This is a genomic window from Loktanella sp. R86503, from assembly GCF_042466455.1.
GTDB lineage: Bacteria > Pseudomonadota > Alphaproteobacteria > Rhodobacterales > Rhodobacteraceae > Loktanella.
Genome location: NZ_JAXHCI010000001.1, coordinates 202,501 through 222,940 on the forward strand (window position 1 = coordinate 202,501; position 20,440 = coordinate 222,940).

Consider the following 20,440-nt stretch of genomic DNA (forward strand, 5'->3'; position numbering starts at 1 on the left):
GCAGGGCAGCCGCACAAAGGTGGCGTCCGGCGTCAAAGCGGGCTGCGCCGTAACCAACCCGGCACCGACCAGTTCGATCAATTGCGCGAAGACATTGCGCGCTGCAATCGGCCAAAGCGCCGGTGCCACATCTGTATAGATCGCAGCTGTCAGCCCGCTGACATCACGCGGGACATCCAGCGCAGCCAGCACCTGTGACCGTCGCTCTATCCTGTGGGCGATCAGCCAATCGATCCGCGCAGCTGGCTCGCCGACCGGTGCACCGTGTCCGGGATATAGCACGGCCGCACCTTCGCCGCGCAACCGCGCACAAGACGCCAGAAAGTCGCTGATATCGCCGTCGGGGGGCGATACCAGCGATGTTGCCCACCCCATGACCAGATCACCGGAAAACACCGCATCGCCCCAACGCAGGCAGATATGATTACCCATATGCCCCGGCGTGTGCAGCACATGCAGGGGCCCTGCGGGCGTATCGATGACATCGCCATCACCGACAATCCTGTCAGGCGCAAAATGCAGGTCGACCCCTTCGCCGCCGCCATCATATCCTTGTGCGACAAGCTCTTGCATCACTGCCGACCGGCCAGAGGATGAATCGCCAAAGGCCCACACCTGCGCGCCGGTCTGCGCCGCAAGTCGTGCTGCCAACGGCGAATGGTCCAGATGCGAATGGGTGACCACGATATGACTAACAATTTCGCCGCTGGTGGCTTGCAACAACGCGGCCAGATGTGCTGCGTCGTCGGGCCCGGGGTCAATAACAGTGACCCGCCCCTGCCCTAACAGATAGCTATTCGTGCCGCGCCACGTCATTGCGGATGGATTAGGGGCCAGGATGCGGCGCAACTGCGGCGCGATCTGCTCTACCACACCCGGCTTGGGGTCAAACTTATCCATCGCTTTGCCTTCTGCTGCACCTTCGCTAGGATCATGCACATGTTCTTCCAATGGCTCAAACGCTACATGCCGCGCGGTCTATATACCCGCGCACTGATCATCCTGATCCTGCCCGTCCTCAGCTTGCAGCTGCTGGTATCAGTTGTCTTTATCCAGCGCCATTTCGAAGGCGTCACCCGCCAAATGACAGCGGCCGTCGCCATCGACCTGCGCTATTTGCGCGATCTGGCCGATGCGGCCCCAGACCGCACCGCCGCAATTGCGTCGGTAGATGCGGTGGCCGACCCGCTGGAACTTGCAGTGTCATGGCCTGCCGACATTCCCGATGTTGGTAACGACCGCGAATGGCTTGATCTGACCGGCCGCACCGTTGCGCTGCGCCTGCAAGAGGCTGTGCCGCAGATCAAGGCTGTCTCTATGATGGACCGTCGCCGCGTCACGGTCTGGATCGATACACAGCAGGGTCCGATGTCGGTCGATATCTCTCGCACGCGCCTTTCTGCCTCGAACCCGCATCAGTTACTGGTCATTATGGTGGTGCTTGGTGCCGTGCTGACGGCAATCTCTTATATCTTTCTGCGTAACCAGCTGCGCCCGATTACCCGCATGGCCCGTGCCGCTACCGATTACGGCAAAGGCAGGATCACGCCCTACCATCCCGGCGGCGCTACAGAGGTGCGCGCCGCTGGCATGGCCTTCCTTGATATGCGCAATCGGCTGGAACGGCAGATCCAGCAACGCACCATGATGCTGTCGGGCGTCAGCCACGACTTGCGCACCCCCCTGACCCGCCTTCGACTTGGCCTGTCACTGCTGGACGACGAAGAAGCAGAACCGTTGACGCGCGATGTCGACGAAATGCAGCGCCTCTTGGACAGCTTTCTCGATTTTGCCCGCTCGGATGCCGCCGACGCCTTGGAAAAGGTTGACCCCGCGGGGATTGCCCGCGATCTGGTTGCCGACTTTACCCGCATCGGTCTGGCCGTCGCCCTGCAACCGGGCAGCGGCCCCGAGGTTCTCATGCCCCTGCGCCCCGCAGCCATACGCCGCGCATTGGACAACCTTGTCGGCAATGCCCTGCGTTATGGCAAAAAGGCCCATATCGCAGTTCACGTCACCGACCGCGCTATCCGCTACGTCGTCGAAGACGACGGCCCCGGCATTCCCGCAGATCAGCATGATGATGCAATTCGTCCCTTCACCCGCCTCGATGCGGCGCGCAATCAGGACAAAGGGGCCGGCGTAGGTCTTGGCCTTGCCATCGTTGCCGATATCGCCCGCAGTCACGGCGGTGTGCTTAGACTGACCAGCAGTGAAACGCTTGGCGGGCTTAAAGCCGAACTCGTCATAGCGCGGTGACGGATATTCCGGCCCGCGAAAGTCTAACCGACACCGGAAAAACGATGCGCTTTATTTAGCTCTATTACCCTTTGACTGCGGCGCCGCAATTGGCAACGCTTTCGCAAGGTCCGCACAGGCAACCCGATCCTAACCCATTGTCAGAGAAAACGATTCTTTTACATAATATGTATCGCATGCGAAACATTGCTTTTATGAAATGTATTTTTCGCCCACCCTGCGGCATCGGCCCATCGCCCCGCCTCCCCCATTTCGGGTGCCAAATATGACGCGCGCCATGAAAAATGCGCCATTTCGAGTTGAAGTTGCCACATTTTAAGGTTTCAGAGAGTTACACACGAAAAGCGAGCGCAGCATGTCGACATCATATCTGGTCACTCACTCTGGCGGGTTTCACGCGGACGAGCTGATGTCGAGCGTTGTGCTGACGCGCATTTACCCCCAGGCGCAGATCATCCGCAGCCGAGATCCGGAATGGATCACCCCTGGCCCCGACCGTGTCGTCTATGACGTGGGCGGCGGTTATGATCCAGACTTGCGCCTGTTCGACCACCACCAGCGTGACGCACCGCTGCGGGACGATGGCCAGCCGTTCAGCTCGTTCGGGCTGGTCTGGAAACACCTTGGCCGCGATTACCTTGCCGCCCACGACGTTCCTGCGCATGACATCGAAACCGTCCACGCGAAAATCGACGCAGGCTTCGTGCTGCCGATTGATCTGCTGGACAACGGCGCCGTGAACCCTTCTGTGGCGGGTCCTTTGTCAGGCATGATCCTGCCAAGCCTGCTTGAAACGCTCAAACCCGTATTCGATCAAGGCGGACCAGAGGCCGACATGGCTGCCTTTCACGCCGCCCTCGACATCGCCCGCGCCTTCCTCGAAGCCCGCGTCGCCCGCAGCGCCGCGGGCCTGCGCGCCGATGACATGGTCATGACTGCAATTGCGGCTGCCGGCACAGGTCGTGTGCTGGAATTGCCCATGGGCATGCCATTCCGGCCCGCCGTCATTAAGGCCGGCGCTGATCAACTGCTTTTCGTCATTACCCCCCGCGGCGAAGGCGACTGGACCCTTGGCGGAATTTCCAAGGACCCGAACAGTTTCGAATTGCGTGCCGACCTTCCTGCCGCTTGGGCCGGCCTGACGGGCACGGCCCTGGAAAAAGCCAGCGGTGTGCCCGGTGCCAAATTCTGCCACAACGGCCGCTTCATCGCCGCCGCCTCTTCTTATGACGCCATCCGTGCGATGGCCGACCTTGCGGTCAGCCAGGCCGAAGCGGACGGCTTGTAAACACCAGACGAAAAACACTTGCACCTGACCGCCGAAAACCATAGGTCACACCACACAAGACCCAAACCCGGCGGCGAGTTGGCGGAGAGGTTACGCAGCGGATTGCAAATCCGTGTAGACCGGTTCGATTCCGGTACTCGCCTCCAGATTTTTCGTAATTCTTGCGCCTTTCACACTTTGTCTCTTTTGCGACAAATTATGATGTGCTGGCGCGTTTGCGGCACCTTGCATTGATGAATACGATTTGCGCGACAGCATTCATCCCGGATTGCATAGTGAACGGAATCGCAAGGCGCGTGGCAGCGTGATGCAATTGAACGAAGCCTGCTATGCGTAAGCTGCGCAATCTTATCTTTGCATTCAGGCTAACACATCGCAGGTAGCAATATTGCGGCAGGTTTTGCTTGGTAGATCAGCATAGATCAGGATTTGCCGGTTTCTTCGCCAAGTTACCCCTACGTCATGCATCGTTTGTCATAAAAACTATGCTGATTTTTAATCAGGTGGAAAAATCTCAGCCCGCAGGAGCAACAGGTTATGGCAAAAGCATTCAAGATCGGCTTCTTTTTTGGCGGCTTCGGCCCCGACGTTATTGACGGCACTGCAAGCAACGACGTGATTTTTGGCGGATTTGATAATGACATCATTGATGCCGGCGCGGGCCGGGATCTGGTTTTTGGCGGGTTCGGAAATGATACAATTCTAGGGGCTGCGGGCAGCGATACCATATTTGGCGGTGCCGGAACGGATACCGCAATTTATGAAGGCGGTGTCGAAAATTATACAATTTCGTTCAAACCGGCTCGCGGGTTCAGTGCGGCGCAGGCCAAAATCACAGACGGCGCAGGCGACACCGACACCCTGCGCAGCGTAGAGCGGCTTTATTTTGCGGCGGACGATTACACCGCCGATCTGACCGGAGGCAACAATGCCGTCTTGGCGCGGGGTGATGCAGCCAGCGTGGCGGCGAACGTCGGCACCGTACTGACCGGGCTGGATGACAACGATTTCGACTTTGACGGCGACAACCTGCAGATCAGTGGGATCGACACCTCTGACCTTACGGGCACAGCGACGCTGCAGCCGGATGGCACGATTTCCTATGATGCCGCTGGTGCCTTTGATCACCTGGCCGAAGGCGAGGTTGCGACAACTACGCTTCGTTATACCGTGACGGACGGGCGCGGCAGTGTTGATACTGCGACCGTCACGATTACCGTGACTGGTGTCAACGATGCGCCCACGCTGGATTTGACCGACGTCATGGTTTTCGAAAACAGCACTGCGGTTCTGACGGCTACCGGCGCGGATGTGGACGGCGATCTGCTGACCTATACCATTTCGGGTGCCGACGCGGCGCTGTTTGTGATTGATCCGGCAACCGGTGAGGTCGCCTTTGCCGACAATCCCGATTTCGAAGCACCGGTCGATCAGGATGGCGACAATGTCTATCAGATTGCCATTACCGCGACCGATACCGGTGGGTTGTCGGCGACATCTGACATCGCGGTGACCGTCACGGATGTAGAAGACACCGCGCAGCCCAGCGTTTTCGTGAACGAGATCCACTATGACAATGCCGGTGCAGACACCGGCGAATTCATCGAGGTGGCAGGTGCCGCCGGGACTGACCTGACCGGCTGGAGCCTGGTTCTGTACAACGGCAATGGCGGTGCAAGCTATGCGACGATCCGGCTGGATGGCGGATTGTCCGGCACGTCGGGTCAGGGATATTTTTCTGTCGATGCGGTCGGCATCCAGAACGGGTCCCCGGACGGGGTTGCCTTGGTCGACGCCAGCGGCGCTGTGGTCGAGTTTCTGTCCTACGAGGGCGAGATGACGGCCACCAATGGTCCGGCTGCGGGCATGACCTCTGTCGATATTGGTGTTTCGGAAAATGGCAGCGATGCAGCCGGCTTGTCCTTGCAGCGGCAGGAAGATGGCAGCTGGACGGGACCGGTGACCGCGACGCGCGATGCCGCGAACGATGATGACACCGACACGCCGCCGCCCCTGCCCGATGGCACAACGCTGATTTCGACGGTTCAAGGGAGCGGCAGCGCCAGTGCATACGTGGGCCAAACCGTCAGCGTCACGGCTGTGGTCACGATGGTCGCGGAAAACGGCTTTTACATACAAGAAGAGGATAGCGACGCGGATGGGAACGCCGCGACCTCTGAAGGTATCTTTGTGTTCACCGGCGACACGCCAAATGTCACGGTATCCTACGGCGTGACGGTGGTTGGCGAGGTGTCGGAATACTTCAACGCCACCCAGATCAATGCCCAAACCTTTGAACTTGTCGGCCCCCTTGCCCAGTTGCCGACCGCGGCAGAGCTATCGCTGCCATTTGCCACGGATGATGCCCTGGAAGCTGTCGAGGGCATGCGCGTTTCGCTTGATATCGGCACCGAAGATGCCCCCTTGCAGGTGATCGAGACATTCGAGCTTGGCCGGTATGGCGAAATCGTCGTGTCCGAAGGGGCCCAGTATCAGCCTACGCAAATTTACGACGCGCAAACGCAGGCAAGCGAAATTTCCGCTCTGCAGGCAGCCAACGCTGCGAACCGCCTGACGATTGATGACGGTGTTGCAGCGCAGAATCCGACAGGATTTGCCTATATCCCCAACACCACCGATGGCGATAATGGCAACGGGTATCTGGATATCGGCGATGACCTGAGCGCCGGCGGCACCCTGCGGATCGGGGCAGAAATCACAGCGCCAGTGACCGGCGTGATGAGCTACAGCTTTGGCGAATACAAACTGATTGCCGACGGCGTGCTGCAAATTGATGAGGCCACCAACAATGGTGCCCGCGAAGCCGCACCGGCTGATGTCGGCGGCACGCTGCAAGTGGCCAGCGTCAATACGCTGAATTACTTTACCACGCTGGGTCAGGACGATTCCAACGCGCGCGGCGCGCAAACGGCAGAAGATTTTGCCCGGCAGACGGATAAACTCGTCACGGCGATCACCGCACTGGATTCGGACATCATCGGCCTGCAAGAGCTGGAAAACAACGGCTTTGGTGACGCCTCTGCCATTGCAACACTTGTGGATGCCCTGAACACCCGGGCTGGCAGCGCTGTTTATGCCTTTGTTGACCCGACCGGCACGGGGGGACTGATCGGCACTGATGCCATTACGACGGGACTGATCTATCGCACGGATGCCGTCAGCGTCGTGAACTCTGGTATTCTTGATTACACTCCCGAAGGCGAATCCCAGCAGAACCGCCCAACCGTCGCCGCCTTGTTCGAAGATACCAACGGCGAGCAAATCACCATTGCCGTCAATCATTTCAAATCCAAAGGTGGTTCTGGCACGGGCGACGATGCCGATCTGGGCGACGGTCAGGGTGCCTTTAACGGGACCCGCACCGATGCGGCGATCCAGTTGACGCAGTGGCTGGCGTCCGATCCTTTCGGATCCGGCGACACCGACTATCTGATCATTGGCGATTTGAATGCTTACGGCGCAGAAGACCCGGTGCAGGCCATCGAAGACGCGGGCTATACCAGCCTGCTGTCCAGCCTGATCGGCGAAGATGCGTTCAGCTATACCTTCGACGGGCAACGCGGCGCGTTGGATCAGGCGCTGGCAAGCAGTTCGCTGACCGGACAAGTGACCGGCATTACCGAATGGCACATCAATTCGCTTGAGCCCAGCATTCTTGGCTATTCGTCCGAATTTACCGATCCGGCATGGTTCAATGGCGATGATCCCTATTCAGCATCCGACCACGATCCGCTGCTGATCGGCCTTGATTTGGGGAATTACATGGATCTGCAAGTCGCCTGATCCCGTATCATCGCTTGAAAGGCCCCGCCATCGCGGCGGGGCCTTTTGCGTTTGCCGGAGCGACAAAGCGAGGCCGGGCATGCGATCAATTGCCAGCGGTTCAAACTGTCACCGGCCTGAGTTTGCTCGCCGTTGCGCATCCTAAAAAGCGGGCATTTAGCAAAAATGCTATAAACTAGGCATCTGCCTAATCGTCCGGCATATTCCATTTCATTTCGCACACTTTGCCGGCTTGAATCTTGACGGTCATGACCTGCGCGACTGACGCTCTGGTGGCACGCACCAGAAAGGCCCGGCTTCCATGTCACATCTGCAAATTGTCCTGCCCAAAATTGCCCGGCCGGGGAAAATTGCATGCGGGGCAAGCGATTTATGATGCCGAAATGGGCCAGCGCCTATGTCCGCTATGTCGAGGCACTGAATTACCGTGTCGGGCGCTTTGCCATGTATCTGCTATTCGCCATGATGGGCGTGCTCTTGTGGTCTTCTGTTACCAAGGTGGCGAATGTCCCCGCGCTTTGGACGTTGGAAATGGCGCAGTTTATCCTGGTCGCCTATTATCTGCTTGGCGCTCCCTACACGTTCCAACTTGATACTAACGTTCGAATGGACCTGCTTTATGCGCGGCAAAGCCCGCGCAAAAAAGCGATTTGGGATGCGATCACGGTCTTTGTGCTGATCTTTTACCTTGGCGTAATGCTTTATGGCGCGCTTGGCAGCACCGCCTATTCCTTTGCGACCTCGGAACGGGCGCCAACGGCGTGGCGCCCTTATCTGTGGCCGATCAAGACCATAATTTGCGCCAGCTTCGTGCTGATGATCCTGCAAGCCGTCGCCCACCTGATCCGCGACGTCGCCATCTGGCGCGGAAAGGCGCTGTAATGTCATACGAAATGATCGCAGCCCTGATGTTTTCGACAATGCTGCTGATGATGCTGACAGGGCAGCGGGTGTTCGGAGCCATTGGTTTCGTGGCCGTTGTCGCCGCAATCCTGCTGTGGGGGCCGGGCGGGTCCGACATGGGGTTTTCGTCCATCATGAAGCTGATGAAATGGAACGCGCTGCTGACGCTGCCGATGTTCATTTTCATGGGATACGTCATGTCCGAAAGCCGCCTGGCCGAGGACCTGTACAAAATGTTTTACGTCTGGTTCGGCCCCCTGCCCGGCGGGCTGGCCATCGGAACCATCATGCTGATGGTGATGATTTCGGCCATGAATGGCCTGTCTGTCGCCGGAATGGCCATCGGGGCCACCATCGCCCTGCCGGAGCTGCTGAAGCGGAACTATGACAAGCTGATGATTTCAGGGGTGATCCAAGGCGGTTCAAGCCTTGGCATCCTGATCCCGCCATCGGTCGTGCTTGTGCTATTTGCGCAGATCGCCCGCCAACCGGTCAGCCAGTTGTGGTTAGCGGGGTTGATGCCGGGCCTGCTGATGGCGACGCTTTTCGTCATTTATATCGTTGTGCGCTGCCGCCTGAACCCGTCGCTGGCCCCCGCCATGTCTGCCGAAGAACGGGCCGAAATTACATGGGCCGAGCGTATCCGTTTGCTGCGCGCTGCCTTGCTTCCCATTATTATCTTTGCCGCCATGATGGTTCCTTTCATTAAAGGCTGGACCAGCCTGACCGAAGCATCCGTCATCGGGGCGCTGACCTCTGTTATTGCTGCTGTTTTAAAAGGCCGCTTTACCCGCGACGTATTCGAAACGGCCACCCGCAATACGCTGGCGATTACCGTGATGTTCATGCTGATCATCATGGCAGCCCTGTCATTTGGCGCGGTCTTTGACGGACTTGGTGCAGGACGCGCAATCGAAAATCTGTTTGTGCAGGACCTTGGCCTGACGCCTTGGCAAATCCTGATCCTGATGCAGCTTAGCTTTCTGATTATGGGGATGTTTCTGGATGATACGGCGATGCTGGTTATCGTCGCTCCGATCTATGTCGGGCTGGCCAAAGCGCTTGGCTTTGATCTGATCTGGTACGGCGTTCTTTACACCATCACCTGCCAGATCGCATATCTAACGCCGCCCTTCGGGTACAATCTGTTCCTGATGCGCGCGCTGGCCCCCCCGGATTTCACCCTGACACTGATCTATCGGTCGGTTTTTCCCTTCGTCCTTGTGATGCTGGTCACGCTCATCCTCGTGATGATTTTTCCCCAGATCGCCCTGTGGCTGCCGGAAAAGCTGCTGTGATGCCATAACCAGACCCCGCAAACGGGGCACCCATCCCAACAAGGAGATTGACCCATGACGACTAGACGCAAGTTTATCACGACCGGTGCCCTTGGTGCCGCCGCCACAACCCTGGGCGCGCCGGCCGCTACGGCGCAAACGCCCATCAAATGGCGGATGCAAACCTATGCGGGCACTGCCCTGGGGGCCGAGGTGATCAAACCGGCCGTCGACGCATTCAACACCATCGCTCAGGGCCAGATGGAGATCGAGCTGTTCTACGCTGACCAGCTTGTCCCAACGTCGGAACTGTTTCGCGCTTTGCAAAACGGCACTATCGACGCTGTGCAGTCAGACGATGATTCCATGGCATCTCCGACCGAAGTTACTGTGTTCGGCGGATATTTCCCTCTTGCGCTGCGTTATTCTTTGGACGTGCCCGCACTGTTCAACCACTATGGCCTGGATGAGATCTGGAAAGAAGAATACGCCAAGGTCGGCGTCAAACATATCTCTGCCGGCAGCTGGGACCCCTGCCACTTTTCTATGAAGGATCCGGTCACATCGCTGGCCGATCTGCAAGGCAAACGCGTCTTTACCTTCCCGACTGCAGGACGTTTCCTTGCGCAATTCGGCGTCGTGCCCGTCACCCTGCCATGGGAAGATATCGAGATTGCACTGCAGACCGGAGAGCTTGACGGTGTCGCATGGTCCGGCATCACCGAAGTTTACACCGCCTCTTGGGCTAAATTGGCCCCAAACTTTCTGACCAACAACATTTCTGGTGCCTGGATCGGACACTTTTTCGCAAATTTGGAACGCTGGGACGAAGTGCCACCGCATCTGCAAGAGCTGATGCGCGTCTGTTTCGAACAATCCCATTATTACCGCCAGCACTGGTATTGGGCCGGCGAAGCCCGCCTGCGCGTCGAAGGGGCCGAGACAAACCTGACCTCTATTCCAGACGAAGAATGGGCCACGGTAGAGGCCGCCGCCCAGACGTTCTGGGACGAAGTCGCTGCCGAAAGCGAGACCAAGGCAAAGGTGGTCGGGATTTTCCGGCAATACAACGAAGCCATGTCCAAAGCGGGACGGCCCTACCGCTACGGCTGATGTCGCATGGCCGGGGACCAAAGCGGTCTTTGGTCCCCGGTTTGTGCAGCATTTTCGGCTACGGCCTTCGCTGCTTGCTGGTTCATCGTGTCAGGCCGGAAGGGTTGCCTACATCCGTTCATCAAACGGTTCACAGCAGCCCTTCCGGACATCCGACGCAATTTCCATGTGTCCTAGCCAAGCAGCAGCGCGAGTCGTTTCGCAGACGCCGAACGTCGCAAATGTTTCAAAAATCTGCTTAATTTTGCATCTTTGCCGGATTCATCTTAGGCAAAGGTTGATGAAAGATTAATTGTTACAATGTTGATGTTGACTGCCAGCAATGGCCACCAATACTTAAACGCATAAACGGTACGACTATTTTTCTGTAGTTTACTATTTATTTTACGATCGGCCGTCGAGAGACGCCCAGTTTTTAGTACAAATCATAGCTGCGATTGGTCCACTGTCTATTTCGACAGTCAGGGCTGCGCAGCCGCGGGAGAACTCGAATGAGGAATACCGACGAAAAGCAAGATTTAAAGATCAACGGCACCCGTGCCAGGGTCGCGGATTCAACTGAAACCCGGCCGGAAATCGCCACTGATGCGAAAAAAAATAGTGTTGATATTTTGATTTTTGATAACAGCTCTGGCATGTGTGCGGTTTTAGCACGGCATCTGTCTGACCTATTTAAACTGAACTGTGTATCTTGCGCACATAGCGACGCCCCAATTCTGGCAACTTTGGCAAAACTTCAACCGAAGATACTGATTCTTGACCCGGCAGAGCTGTCGCTTAGCCCGCAGCATGACTTGCAAGATTTCCGGCGCAGTGTCCGGACCATTTCGGCGCGGACAATGCTGTTTGGCTATACAGCCCGGATGGACGATGCCGTTCTGCGCGGCGTTATCGGCGCACAGTTTGTGGGTTGTGTTGGCAAGCAGTCGAACCTTGAACAATTGGAAATCGGTTTGATGGCGGTCCAATCGGGCGGCGTGTATTTCGATCCCGGTTACGGCCATCTGCTTTACGAAGTTGTCGCGCAGGACAGCCTGAACAATAATGATTTGCTCAGTAAACGCGAAAGAGCAGTCATTATTCTGACCGCAAAAGGTCAGCCTGCGAAACAGATCGCAAAAGAGTTGCAGATCAGTGCAAAGACCGTCGAAACCTACAAAGGCAGGGCACTGAACAAGCTGGGATTAAGTAACCGGGCAGAGCTGTTGGACCACGCTTTAACGCAAGGTTGGCTTGCCTGATTCGATCCTTTTCGAAAACAAAATGCGGCGTTGCAGCACATGACTGCAGCGCCGCATTTTATTTTTAATGCACTGTCTACATTAACAAATTTGGTTAAAAAGTAATTTACCTTACAAGTGTAAGCATGTTTCCGACTACCTGATTTTTCTGCACCGCGGCACGCTGATCCCAGAAGTTCATTTACTGAAACTTAAAGGAATTATCATGGCGCGTATTAGCATATTCGGTATTGGCTACGTCGGGGTTGTTGCGGCCGCATGTCTGGCGCAAGACGGGCACGATGTGATTGCCGTCGACGTGGATCAGGGCAAGATTGACGCGATCAATGCCGCGAAATCCCCGATCGTGGAAAAAGGTCTTGGCCCGCTGGTCAAAAAGGTCGTCGAGGCTGGAAAACTTTCCGCAACATCCGATGTCGCATGGGCCATCAATAACACCGAGGCGTCATTTGTCTGCGTTGGCACACCCTCTGCCGAGGATGGATCGGTTGGACTGGTTTACGTCACTTCCGTCTGCGAAGCTATCGGCGCGGCGCTTGCGAAAAAGGATGCATTTCATTCTGTCATTATCCGGTCCACGATTGTTCCGGGATCCTGCGAAGGCACCTGTATTCCCACATTGGAAGCGGCATCAGGCAAAGTGGCGGGCGAAGGTTTTGGCGTAGGCTATTATCCGGAATTCCTGCGCGAATCGACCGCGATCGAGGACTATTACGATCCGGGCCTGATCGTTTTCGGATCTATGGACCGCCCCACGGAAACGATTTTGACCGAGCTGAACGAATCGCTGAATTGCAAGATTCATTCGGTCGATTTACGCACCGCCGAAATGGTAAAATACACATCAAATACCTGGCGCGCCGTCAAAGTCACCTTTGCCAATGAAATCGGCAATATCGCGAAATCTTGCGGACTTGACGGCCAGACTGTCATGGAAATTCTGTGTTCGGACCTAAAGGTGAATATCTCGCCTTATTTCATGCGGCCCGGCTTTGCCTTCGGCGGGTCCTGCCTGCCCAAGGATGTGCGCGCATTGCGTCATCTGGCAAAGGAAAACGGTGTCGAAGCGCAGGTCCTGAATGCCGTGCTAGAGGCGAACTCCGCGCAGATCAAGCGGGCAGAAACCATGGTCGAACATTCGCAAGCCCGCAAGGTCGGCATGATCGGCGTCAGCTTCAAGCCAGGCACCGACGATATGCGGGAAAGCCCGCTGGCAGAACTGGCCGGCCGGCTTATCAGCTCTGGCATCGGCGTCGAGATCTACGACCCCTTTGTTTTCGAGGCTTATTCCGAAGCAAATTCGACGGCCGGGCGTGGCAACGATGCAGTTCCCGACCTGCAAAGCCGTTTGGTTGGCGATCTGGATACCCTGATTGCAGGGTCCGATGCGATTATCGTGGGCAATATTTACAAAGAAACCTTGCCAGATCTTAACCAGGCCGCGCTGACGACGCCGGTCATTGATCTGGCGCGGCTGGACCGGTCAAAGGTGTCCGGCGGCAGCTACGCCGGTATTTGCTGGTAGGGGCCGGGTACGTGCTGGGACATCTTGCCTATCTGTCGACCATTATCCTGCTGGCTTCCATGGCATCGTCAAACATGCTTGGTCAGGCCAAAGAAGCTGCGATGGTGGTCGGTGCCCTTGGCTTGTGGCGCTATAGCTGGGCCGCGCTTAACTATAGCCGCGCCATCGTGTTCCGGCACATTGCCCACCCCCGCCGCCGTGCACTGGCCGAAAATCGGTTTGCCGCTGCAGGCACACCATGCCGCGCCTTCTTTCTAGTGACGTCCTACAAGATCGAACCAGAGGTCACGATGCCGGTTTACCGGTCGGTGTTTCAGGCTGCCCAAACGGCAAAGGATGGCGCGACAATCGTCGCCTCTGTCGTGGATGGAGCCGACGAGCGGCTGATCCGGCAGCTTTTCGCAGCAAGCCGCCAGATGCATCCTGATGCGGATGTCGAACTGATCCTTGACCGGATCCCAGGCACAGGAAAGCGCGACGCACTTGCACGCAGTCTGCAACTGATCGCGCGCCAGGCTCCGACGGCTCATGATATCGTCATCTTTGTCGATGGTGACAGCTGTGTGCCATTGGATCTGGTGGCACGGTCCGCGCCGGTTTTCACCGATCCAAAGGTCGGTGCGCTGACGACCGACGAGGCTGTCGATATCCCGGAGCCGGGGCTGTTCCGCGACTGGTTCAGCCTGCGGTTCGACCAGCGGCAGGTTATGATGTGCTCTATGGGGCTGTCTAAAAGGGTGCTGACATTGACGGGTCGCATGTCGGTGTTTCGCGCCAGCCTGGCAACCGACCCCGACTTTATCTCCATGGTCCAGTCCGATTTCATCGATCATTGGCGTCTGGGGCGGGTAAATTTTCTGACCGGCGACGACAAGTCCACATGGTTCTGGCTGATGCGTGAAGGCTATCAGATGATCTATTTGCCAGACGTACAGTCCCTGTCAGCCGAAACACAACCAAAACCCGGATTTTTCGACAGCGCCTCTGTTCTGATGGTGCGCTGGTTTGGCAATATGATGCGGACAAATGGCCGTGCCCTGCAACTGCCACCATCGCGCATCGGCTTTTTTACCTGGTGGTCGATCCTTGATCAGCGGGTATCGATCTGGACGACCCTGTCCGGCCCCATCCTTGCGCTAACCGCCGCCCTGATTTTCGATCTGTCCGTTCTGCCCGTCTACATCGCCTGGGTTATGCTGACACGCTACTGCTTTGTCTGGGCTATCACCTTGTTTCGGGGACGGGCCGGATTTCCGATAACCTATCCCTTCCTGCTCTATTTCGGTCAACTGTTCGGCGCTTTGGTCAAAAGCTACGTCTGCTTTCGCCTCGACCGTCAACGCTGGACCCGTCAATCCAGCAGCAGCGGCCCCCGCCCCAGCTTTGCGCAGCGTGTTAGTGCCGCAGGATCGCTGCATATGCACGCCCTTACCATCGGCTGGCTGACCCTTGGGCTATTCTGGTTCGCCGGAATGTTCTGACCCACTAGCCACCCCGCTAACTTGATCATTTCATATTAATTTCCCATCAAGAACAGGAGCTTCACGATGTCCGACGCTCAGACCAACATTCCAGAGCTGCCGCCCAGCTTCGCCTATGAGGGCGAGCATCCCCAGGTCCGGCTTCCGTTCGCGATCATACTTGAGGGGCGCAAGCTGAAAGGTGAAAGCCTGTCCGTGACCCGCGCGGTGGCAACCGGTCTGGTGAACCCCAACCTTGATGGCCATCAGGTTCTTGCCACTCTGCGCTTTGACCTAGAAGGTTTCACGGTCAGCTTTCCGGTTGATGTCGTCGTTGGCGTTGCCGGTCGTTCCGAGGACGCCGAGGTCATCTTTGTCTTCGCTAATCCAACAGGCCAGCATCTGCCGGCCATGCGGTATCTGTTAAACAGCTTCATCGCCGGTGATGTCGTATCCATTGCCGGAATGCTGTCCTACACCGGCCCGGTCAAGGTAAAGGCCACCAACGCCGCGGATAAGCCAAGCCCGCTGCAGCGGCTTGGCCGTGTCGGCCGCAAGGCCATCGTTGTGGCGCTGACCGCCGGTCTGGTTTTTCTGGCCGCTGATGTCATCATGGAACGGGTGGTTTATGCCTACGAACCGCGTCCGGTGCAGGTCGTGCAGGAAGGCCAGCTATTGCGCGCAACAGCGGCCGGTCAGATATCATACGTCGATGCGCAGGCGACCGAAGGCGATGTCATTTATTCGATCCTTGCCAATTCGGGCGATTTGCTTAGCGTCCGGATGCCCTGCGATTGCAGCATTACCGCGACGGATGCCTTTGCTGTCGGGGCCACCGTTCTGCCCGGCGCGGCGCTGGTTCAACTGACAACGGACGACACCCGCGTCACCGCCACCTCAGAGATTTCCTATGAAGGCACTGCGCGTCTTTTAGGAGGCGATCAGGCGGAACTGGTTCTGACCGATGGCCGAGTGGTTCCTGTCACGCTCGAACTGCTGCCAATCGAAGGCACAAATTCCGAAATGCAGCCGGTGACAATTGTCCTTCCCGACGATGTTTCTGTTGCGCCCGGCACGCCCGCGCGCCTGCGGTTCCAACGCCAGTTGCTGCCAGAACAGCTGCAGATCTGACGTTCACAACCACTCATTTTACCAGATCCAGTTTTTTCGACCCCCGATTTTCAAGCAATCCTTCACCTGAACCACCCGCCACCAGTGGCACCGATATTTGGAGATCAAAATGTCTAAGATCGTCCCAGTCATTCTTTGCGGCGGCAGCGGAACGCGTCTTTGGCCCATGTCCCGCAGCCAAAGCCCGAAGCAGTTTCACCCTGTTGACGGGCCTGCGTCGCTTAGTTTTTTTCAAACGACCGTTCAGCGACACCGGTCCGACCTTTACGATGCCCCAATTGTCGTCACCTCGGTCACTCATCTGACGACTGTCCGTCGCCAGCTTGCCGAACTTCAGTGTCCGGCCAGGATTATCGCAGAACCTGTCGCCCGCAATACCGGCCCGGCCGTGCTAGCCGCGGCGCTGCAAATAGCGCAGACCGACCCCAAATCGCTGATGCTGGTTTTGCCATCCGACCATGTCATCTCCGGCGATATGGACAGTGTCATTTCTGGGCCGATGCAGGCCGCTCATGACGGACGCATTGTCCTTTTTGGCATAACGCCCACTTATCCCGAAACCGGCTATGGCTATATCGTCGACGGCGGGGCCTTTGCGACCCATCCCGGTCTGCGCCGGGTCGCGCATTTCGTTGAAAAACCGCCGCTTAGTCAGGCAACAACTCTGGTTGCGACAGGGGATGCCTTTTGGGCATCGGGCATATCGTTGTTTGCGGCTGAAACGATCATCAGCGAAATGCGCCGCTGCGACCGCAAAACCTATGATGCGGTGGTGACGGCCTGCGAAAAAGGTGAAAAGCGCACCGGAGAGTTGCATTTGAATACGGACGCCTTGCGCCGCGCCCGTAGTGAGCCGACCGAACGCATCGTGTTCGAAAACTCTGAACGCGTTGTGCTTTTTCCCGCAAACCTGGTCTGGAACGACGTCGGATCCTGGACGTCGATCCACGGGATCGGCCGTCCAGACGCGCAGGGCAATGTGTTCCACGGCGACGTTATCGCGACGGAAACCGAAGGCGCACTTGTCCATTCCCAGGATCGACTGGTCGCGCTAGTCGGCGTGCCCAACGTCATTGTCATTGATACGCCTGACGCCCTTTTGGTGACCCAGCGCGGCCGGTGTCAGGACGTTAAAAAAATCGTCGAAACCCTGCGTAAAGAAGAAAGAGTAGAGGCGAGCCGCCATCGCCGCCGTGACCACGCTTGGGGTCAATCCAGTAATCTGATGCGCTCTGGCGCATTCGATATGTCAATTCTGCGTCTATATGCCGGGAATACATTGGAAATCGACCCACTTCCCGGGCGCCGGCTGATTATGGTGGAGGGCAATGTCGATATGTTCGATGGATTGCAGCGCCGCAAACTGTCGCCCGGTGAACATGCCACGCTGGACACCCAAGTGCTTAGCCGGGTGACAAATTTCAGCGACAAGACCGCTGAAGTTCTGCTGATGACCATGACATCGTCAATCATGGCGGGCACCAGCAAATCCTTTGCTCCGGTACCGACGCATGTTTCGTAGTTTGCTGTCCCCATCAGCAATCACGGCCAGTTTGCTTCTGGCGTGGTTCGGCTTGGCCCCAGGCGTGGGCAAGGCCGAACCTGTGGCCCAGATCCTTTCACAGGCGCAGGCCGATTACGAAGACCGCGCAGCGCAGATTGCCGCGATCACAACACCGCAAGACATGCGGTTGCGCGCTGGCCATGCGGCGGTACCGGGCCCGCAAAGCAGCCAGCTGACCGCCGAATTCGACCTGATTGATCTGCGGTTCGTACTGATCGAAATGGCGCGGACAAGCGGCTCGAACGAACAGCTGTCAGTTCTGCGAGCCCAGCCGGACGGACGCCTGAAGGCGCTATCAGTCCGCAAAGGCGCTGCAGACCTGGCGGCGGTCATTTCGGCAGCGGAGGAAATGGGGTTTTACGGTGCGGACGGGCTAACCATTCCGCTGATCATTCAGGCCGATGCGCATTTGACAATCGCAGGGCCGCTGCTTCTGGACCGGGAAAATGGTGCTTTTGTCATTAACTTCGGGCGCACGAAAATCATCGGTGGCAGTATTACGGGCACCGGCGGCGAAAACCCCAATATCTCTGAATTTCGCCCCTTTTTCACCACGCTGGGTACCGGCAGCTTTGACATTCGCGATGCCGTTATTCAATCGCTTGGTTATGGTAGCGCGCCGGCCTTTTCAGGCTTTGCCGCAATCGAGGCGGGGTTATACCGACCGCAGGCCCGATCATCCATTCAGAATACGCTGTTGCGCGATGTCATGTCGACCCAGTTCGACGGCTTGCGCGCCCCCAGCATTAGCGGATCCGTGTTTGATCAAAGTGGCGGCAATGCACTGGAATTGCGCCAGACACAAAATGCGCAAATTGCAGATAACCTTTTTATCAATTCCGGTGGCGATGCCTTGCGAATTACGCATGGCGCAACCGGAACGCAGATCAGCGGCGTTGATATCTATCAGGCCAGATTGAACGGCATTCGCATCAATATTTCCAGCCATGCAACACAGCTGGACGACGTCACAATCTGGAAAGCTGGCAAAATCGGCTTGGCAGTTGACCGATCCGATTGCATTGCCATCCGCCGTCTTTCCGTCCTGCATCCGGGTCAAAAGGGCGTTTCATTGCAACGCACCCGTGCATCCGTATTGACTGACAGCCGCGTTCTGGGTTCGCGAAACGCCGGTGTTTTCGTGGCGGACCAACCATTTGGAACCGTACTGACACTGGCGCGAAATCGCATTGCCGCAAACCGCGTCGGCATCTCTACCGCGGCACCGGCGGAAATCCGTATGGATGCGAACGATTTTACAGAGCAGTTTCCACGCTTTTTAAAAGGCGACCTTTCAGGCAGCACTGCAACCCTGACGGCCGATCTTACTGGATCAAACCCCCTTATTTTACAAGCTGGCGGGACCGACCCGGCGCTTGCCTCGCCCATGACCTGCACCCGAACAGAGGAAAGTTGAAACCATGGTTTTCTCGTCAGAGTCCTTTCTGTTCCTGTTTCTGCCGCTGTTTCTGGCTGTCTATTATCTGACGCCGTGGAAAGCGAAATCCTACACCATCCTTGTCGGGTCTTATATCTTTTACGCCTGGTGGCGGGTCGACTTTCTGGGCCTGCTGTTTCTAACGACAGGATTTGCCTACCTTGTCGGCCAGCGGATCGAGGCCAATCGCGGTACCGCACGCGGCAAGGCGTGGCTGGCAGTCGGTGTTGCCGGATGTCTGGGCGTGCTTGGCATTTTCAAATACCTCAACTTTTTTATCGACAGCATAGCAGCGCTGGTGGGCACTGATGCGGCGGGACTGGGTATTCACTGGCGGCTTCTATTGCCGATCGGCATTTCCTTTTACGTCTTTCAGGCACTAAGCTTTTTGATTGATGTCTGGCGGGGCGATGCACGCGCAGATGCCCGTTTCATCGACTTCGCGGCCTTTATCGCTTTGTTCCCGCAACTGATCGCAGGCCCAATTCTGCGTTACAAGGATCTGGAGGATCAATTCAAGCAGCGCACCCATTCACTGGAAATGTTTTCCGACGGGATGGCGCGGTTCTTGATAGGTCTTGCAAAGAAGGTGCTTTTGGCCGACGCCGTCGCCCCATTAGCAAATCTGGCCTTTGACAACTCCGCCGACGTGGGCATGACGCTCGCCTGGCTTGGCGTGATTGCCTACATGCTTCAGCTGTATTTCGATTTCTCTGGCTATTCCGATATGGCGATTGGACTTGGCAAGATGATGGGTTTCACCTTTGCCGAAAACTTTCGTTATCCTTACATTTCCAGATCCATCACCGAATTCTGGCGGCGCTGGCATATCTCTTTGTCGAACTGGCTGCGCGATTACCTTTACATTTCGCTAGGCGGCAACCGTAAGGGGGATGCGCGTACCTATGTGAACCTGATGATCGTGATGGTCCTTGGCGGGCTGTGGCACGGTGCCAATTGGACCTTTGTACTTTGGGGTCTGTGGCATGGCGGGCTGCTCGCGCTGGAACGTGCCACCGGATACGATCGCCGTGCGTCTGACATTGCTTGGTCGTTACCGACGACCCTGCTGTGCGTGTTGGTCGGATGGGTAATGTTTCGCGCGGTCGACGTGGGTCAGGGCATGCAGGTTTACGCCGCGATGCTGGGCGCAAACGGATGGGCGGGGGATGCAACGCTGTGGCTGGACGTTACGCGTGAAAGCATCGCCTTGATGATCATTGCCATCGGTGTCGCGTGGGCAGAGCCGCACATTGCACGCCTGATTGCAGATTCCCCGCAGCCCGGCCCGTTGCAAGGCACCGGCACCCCCGTTGCGATCAACGCCGCATCGCAACTGGCCCTGTCAACGTTCATCTTGGCGGTCGGAATGTTGACGGTTCTGAAGCTGGCCGAACAGAATTTCTCTCCCTTCCTCTATTTCCAGTTTTGAGGTGC

14 protein-coding genes and 1 tRNA gene (1 of these 15 cut by a window edge) are annotated in these 20,440 nt (G+C 57.1%); 14 read left to right on the top strand and 1 reads right to left on the bottom strand.

Annotated features, from left to right (window positions below; genetic code table 11):
- On the bottom strand, positions 1-900 hold the 5' portion of the coding sequence (locus tag SJY10_RS00775; protein WP_386679115.1) for an MBL fold metallo-hydrolase. The gene continues 9 nt to the left of window position 1, outside the view; the window shows 900 of its 909 coding nt (coding positions 1-900); its start codon is at positions 898-900; the stop codon falls past the left edge of the window.
- Between the two features lie 39 nt (positions 901-939).
- Between SJY10_RS00775 and SJY10_RS00780 the strand changes: the two genes are divergently transcribed.
- The 14 genes from SJY10_RS00780 (at position 940) to SJY10_RS00845 (ending at position 20,435) form a co-directional block, all read left to right on the top strand.
- On the top strand, positions 940-2,259 hold the full coding sequence (locus SJY10_RS00780; protein ID WP_386679116.1) for an ATP-binding protein: 1,320 nt from the start codon (positions 940-942) through the stop codon (positions 2,257-2,259).
- Positions 2,260-2,614: 355 nt separating this feature from the next.
- Positions 2,615-3,547, top strand: coding sequence for an MYG1 family protein (locus tag SJY10_RS00785; RefSeq protein ID WP_386679117.1), 933 nt, complete (start codon positions 2,615-2,617; stop codon positions 3,545-3,547).
- A gap of 72 nt (positions 3,548-3,619) precedes the next feature.
- A tRNA-Cys gene (locus SJY10_RS00790) sits at positions 3,620-3,693 on the top strand.
- Positions 3,694-4,084: 391 nt separating this feature from the next.
- Entirely contained in the window at positions 4,085-7,351 is a 3,267-nt protein-coding gene (locus tag SJY10_RS00795) for an ExeM/NucH family extracellular endonuclease (RefSeq protein ID WP_386679118.1), read from the top strand.
- Between the two features lie 375 nt (positions 7,352-7,726).
- Complete coding sequence (locus SJY10_RS00800; RefSeq protein ID WP_386679164.1) at positions 7,727-8,233, top strand: TRAP transporter small permease subunit; 507 nt, start codon at positions 7,727-7,729, stop codon at positions 8,231-8,233.
- Positions 8,233-9,552 (top strand): TRAP transporter large permease subunit, encoded by a 1,320-nt coding sequence (locus tag SJY10_RS00805; protein ID WP_386679119.1) that lies wholly within the window; start codon positions 8,233-8,235, stop codon positions 9,550-9,552. The genes SJY10_RS00800 and SJY10_RS00805 overlap by 1 nt, the downstream gene beginning before the upstream one ends.
- Positions 9,553-9,606: 54 nt before the next feature.
- Positions 9,607-10,644, top strand: coding sequence for a TRAP transporter substrate-binding protein (locus SJY10_RS00810; RefSeq protein WP_386679120.1), 1,038 nt, complete (start codon positions 9,607-9,609; stop codon positions 10,642-10,644).
- A gap of 437 nt (positions 10,645-11,081) precedes the next feature.
- Positions 11,082-11,885, top strand: coding sequence for a response regulator transcription factor (locus SJY10_RS00815; RefSeq protein ID WP_386679121.1), 804 nt, complete (start codon positions 11,082-11,084; stop codon positions 11,883-11,885).
- A gap of 205 nt (positions 11,886-12,090) precedes the next feature.
- Positions 12,091-13,410, top strand: coding sequence for a nucleotide sugar dehydrogenase (locus SJY10_RS00820; RefSeq protein ID WP_386679122.1), 1,320 nt, complete (start codon positions 12,091-12,093; stop codon positions 13,408-13,410).
- Between the two features lie 11 nt (positions 13,411-13,421).
- A complete protein-coding gene (locus SJY10_RS00825; RefSeq protein WP_386679123.1) occupies positions 13,422-14,891 on the top strand; it encodes a glycosyltransferase in 1,470 nt (489 codons plus the stop codon).
- Positions 14,892-14,957: 66 nt separating this feature from the next.
- Positions 14,958-16,001, top strand: coding sequence for a hypothetical protein (locus SJY10_RS00830; RefSeq protein ID WP_386679124.1), 1,044 nt, complete (start codon positions 14,958-14,960; stop codon positions 15,999-16,001).
- A gap of 109 nt (positions 16,002-16,110) precedes the next feature.
- Positions 16,111-17,523, top strand: coding sequence for a mannose-1-phosphate guanylyltransferase (locus SJY10_RS00835; RefSeq protein ID WP_386679125.1), 1,413 nt, complete (start codon positions 16,111-16,113; stop codon positions 17,521-17,523).
- Positions 17,513-18,982 (top strand): right-handed parallel beta-helix repeat-containing protein, encoded by a 1,470-nt coding sequence (locus SJY10_RS00840; protein ID WP_386679126.1) that lies wholly within the window; start codon positions 17,513-17,515, stop codon positions 18,980-18,982. The genes SJY10_RS00835 and SJY10_RS00840 overlap by 11 nt, the downstream gene beginning before the upstream one ends.
- A gap of 4 nt (positions 18,983-18,986) precedes the next feature.
- Positions 18,987-20,435 carry an MBOAT family O-acyltransferase gene (locus tag SJY10_RS00845; RefSeq protein WP_386679127.1) on the top strand — a complete coding sequence of 483 codons (1,449 nt, stop codon included), beginning with the start codon at positions 18,987-18,989 and terminating at the stop codon, positions 20,433-20,435.
- The last annotated feature ends 5 nt before the right edge of the window (positions 20,436-20,440 follow it).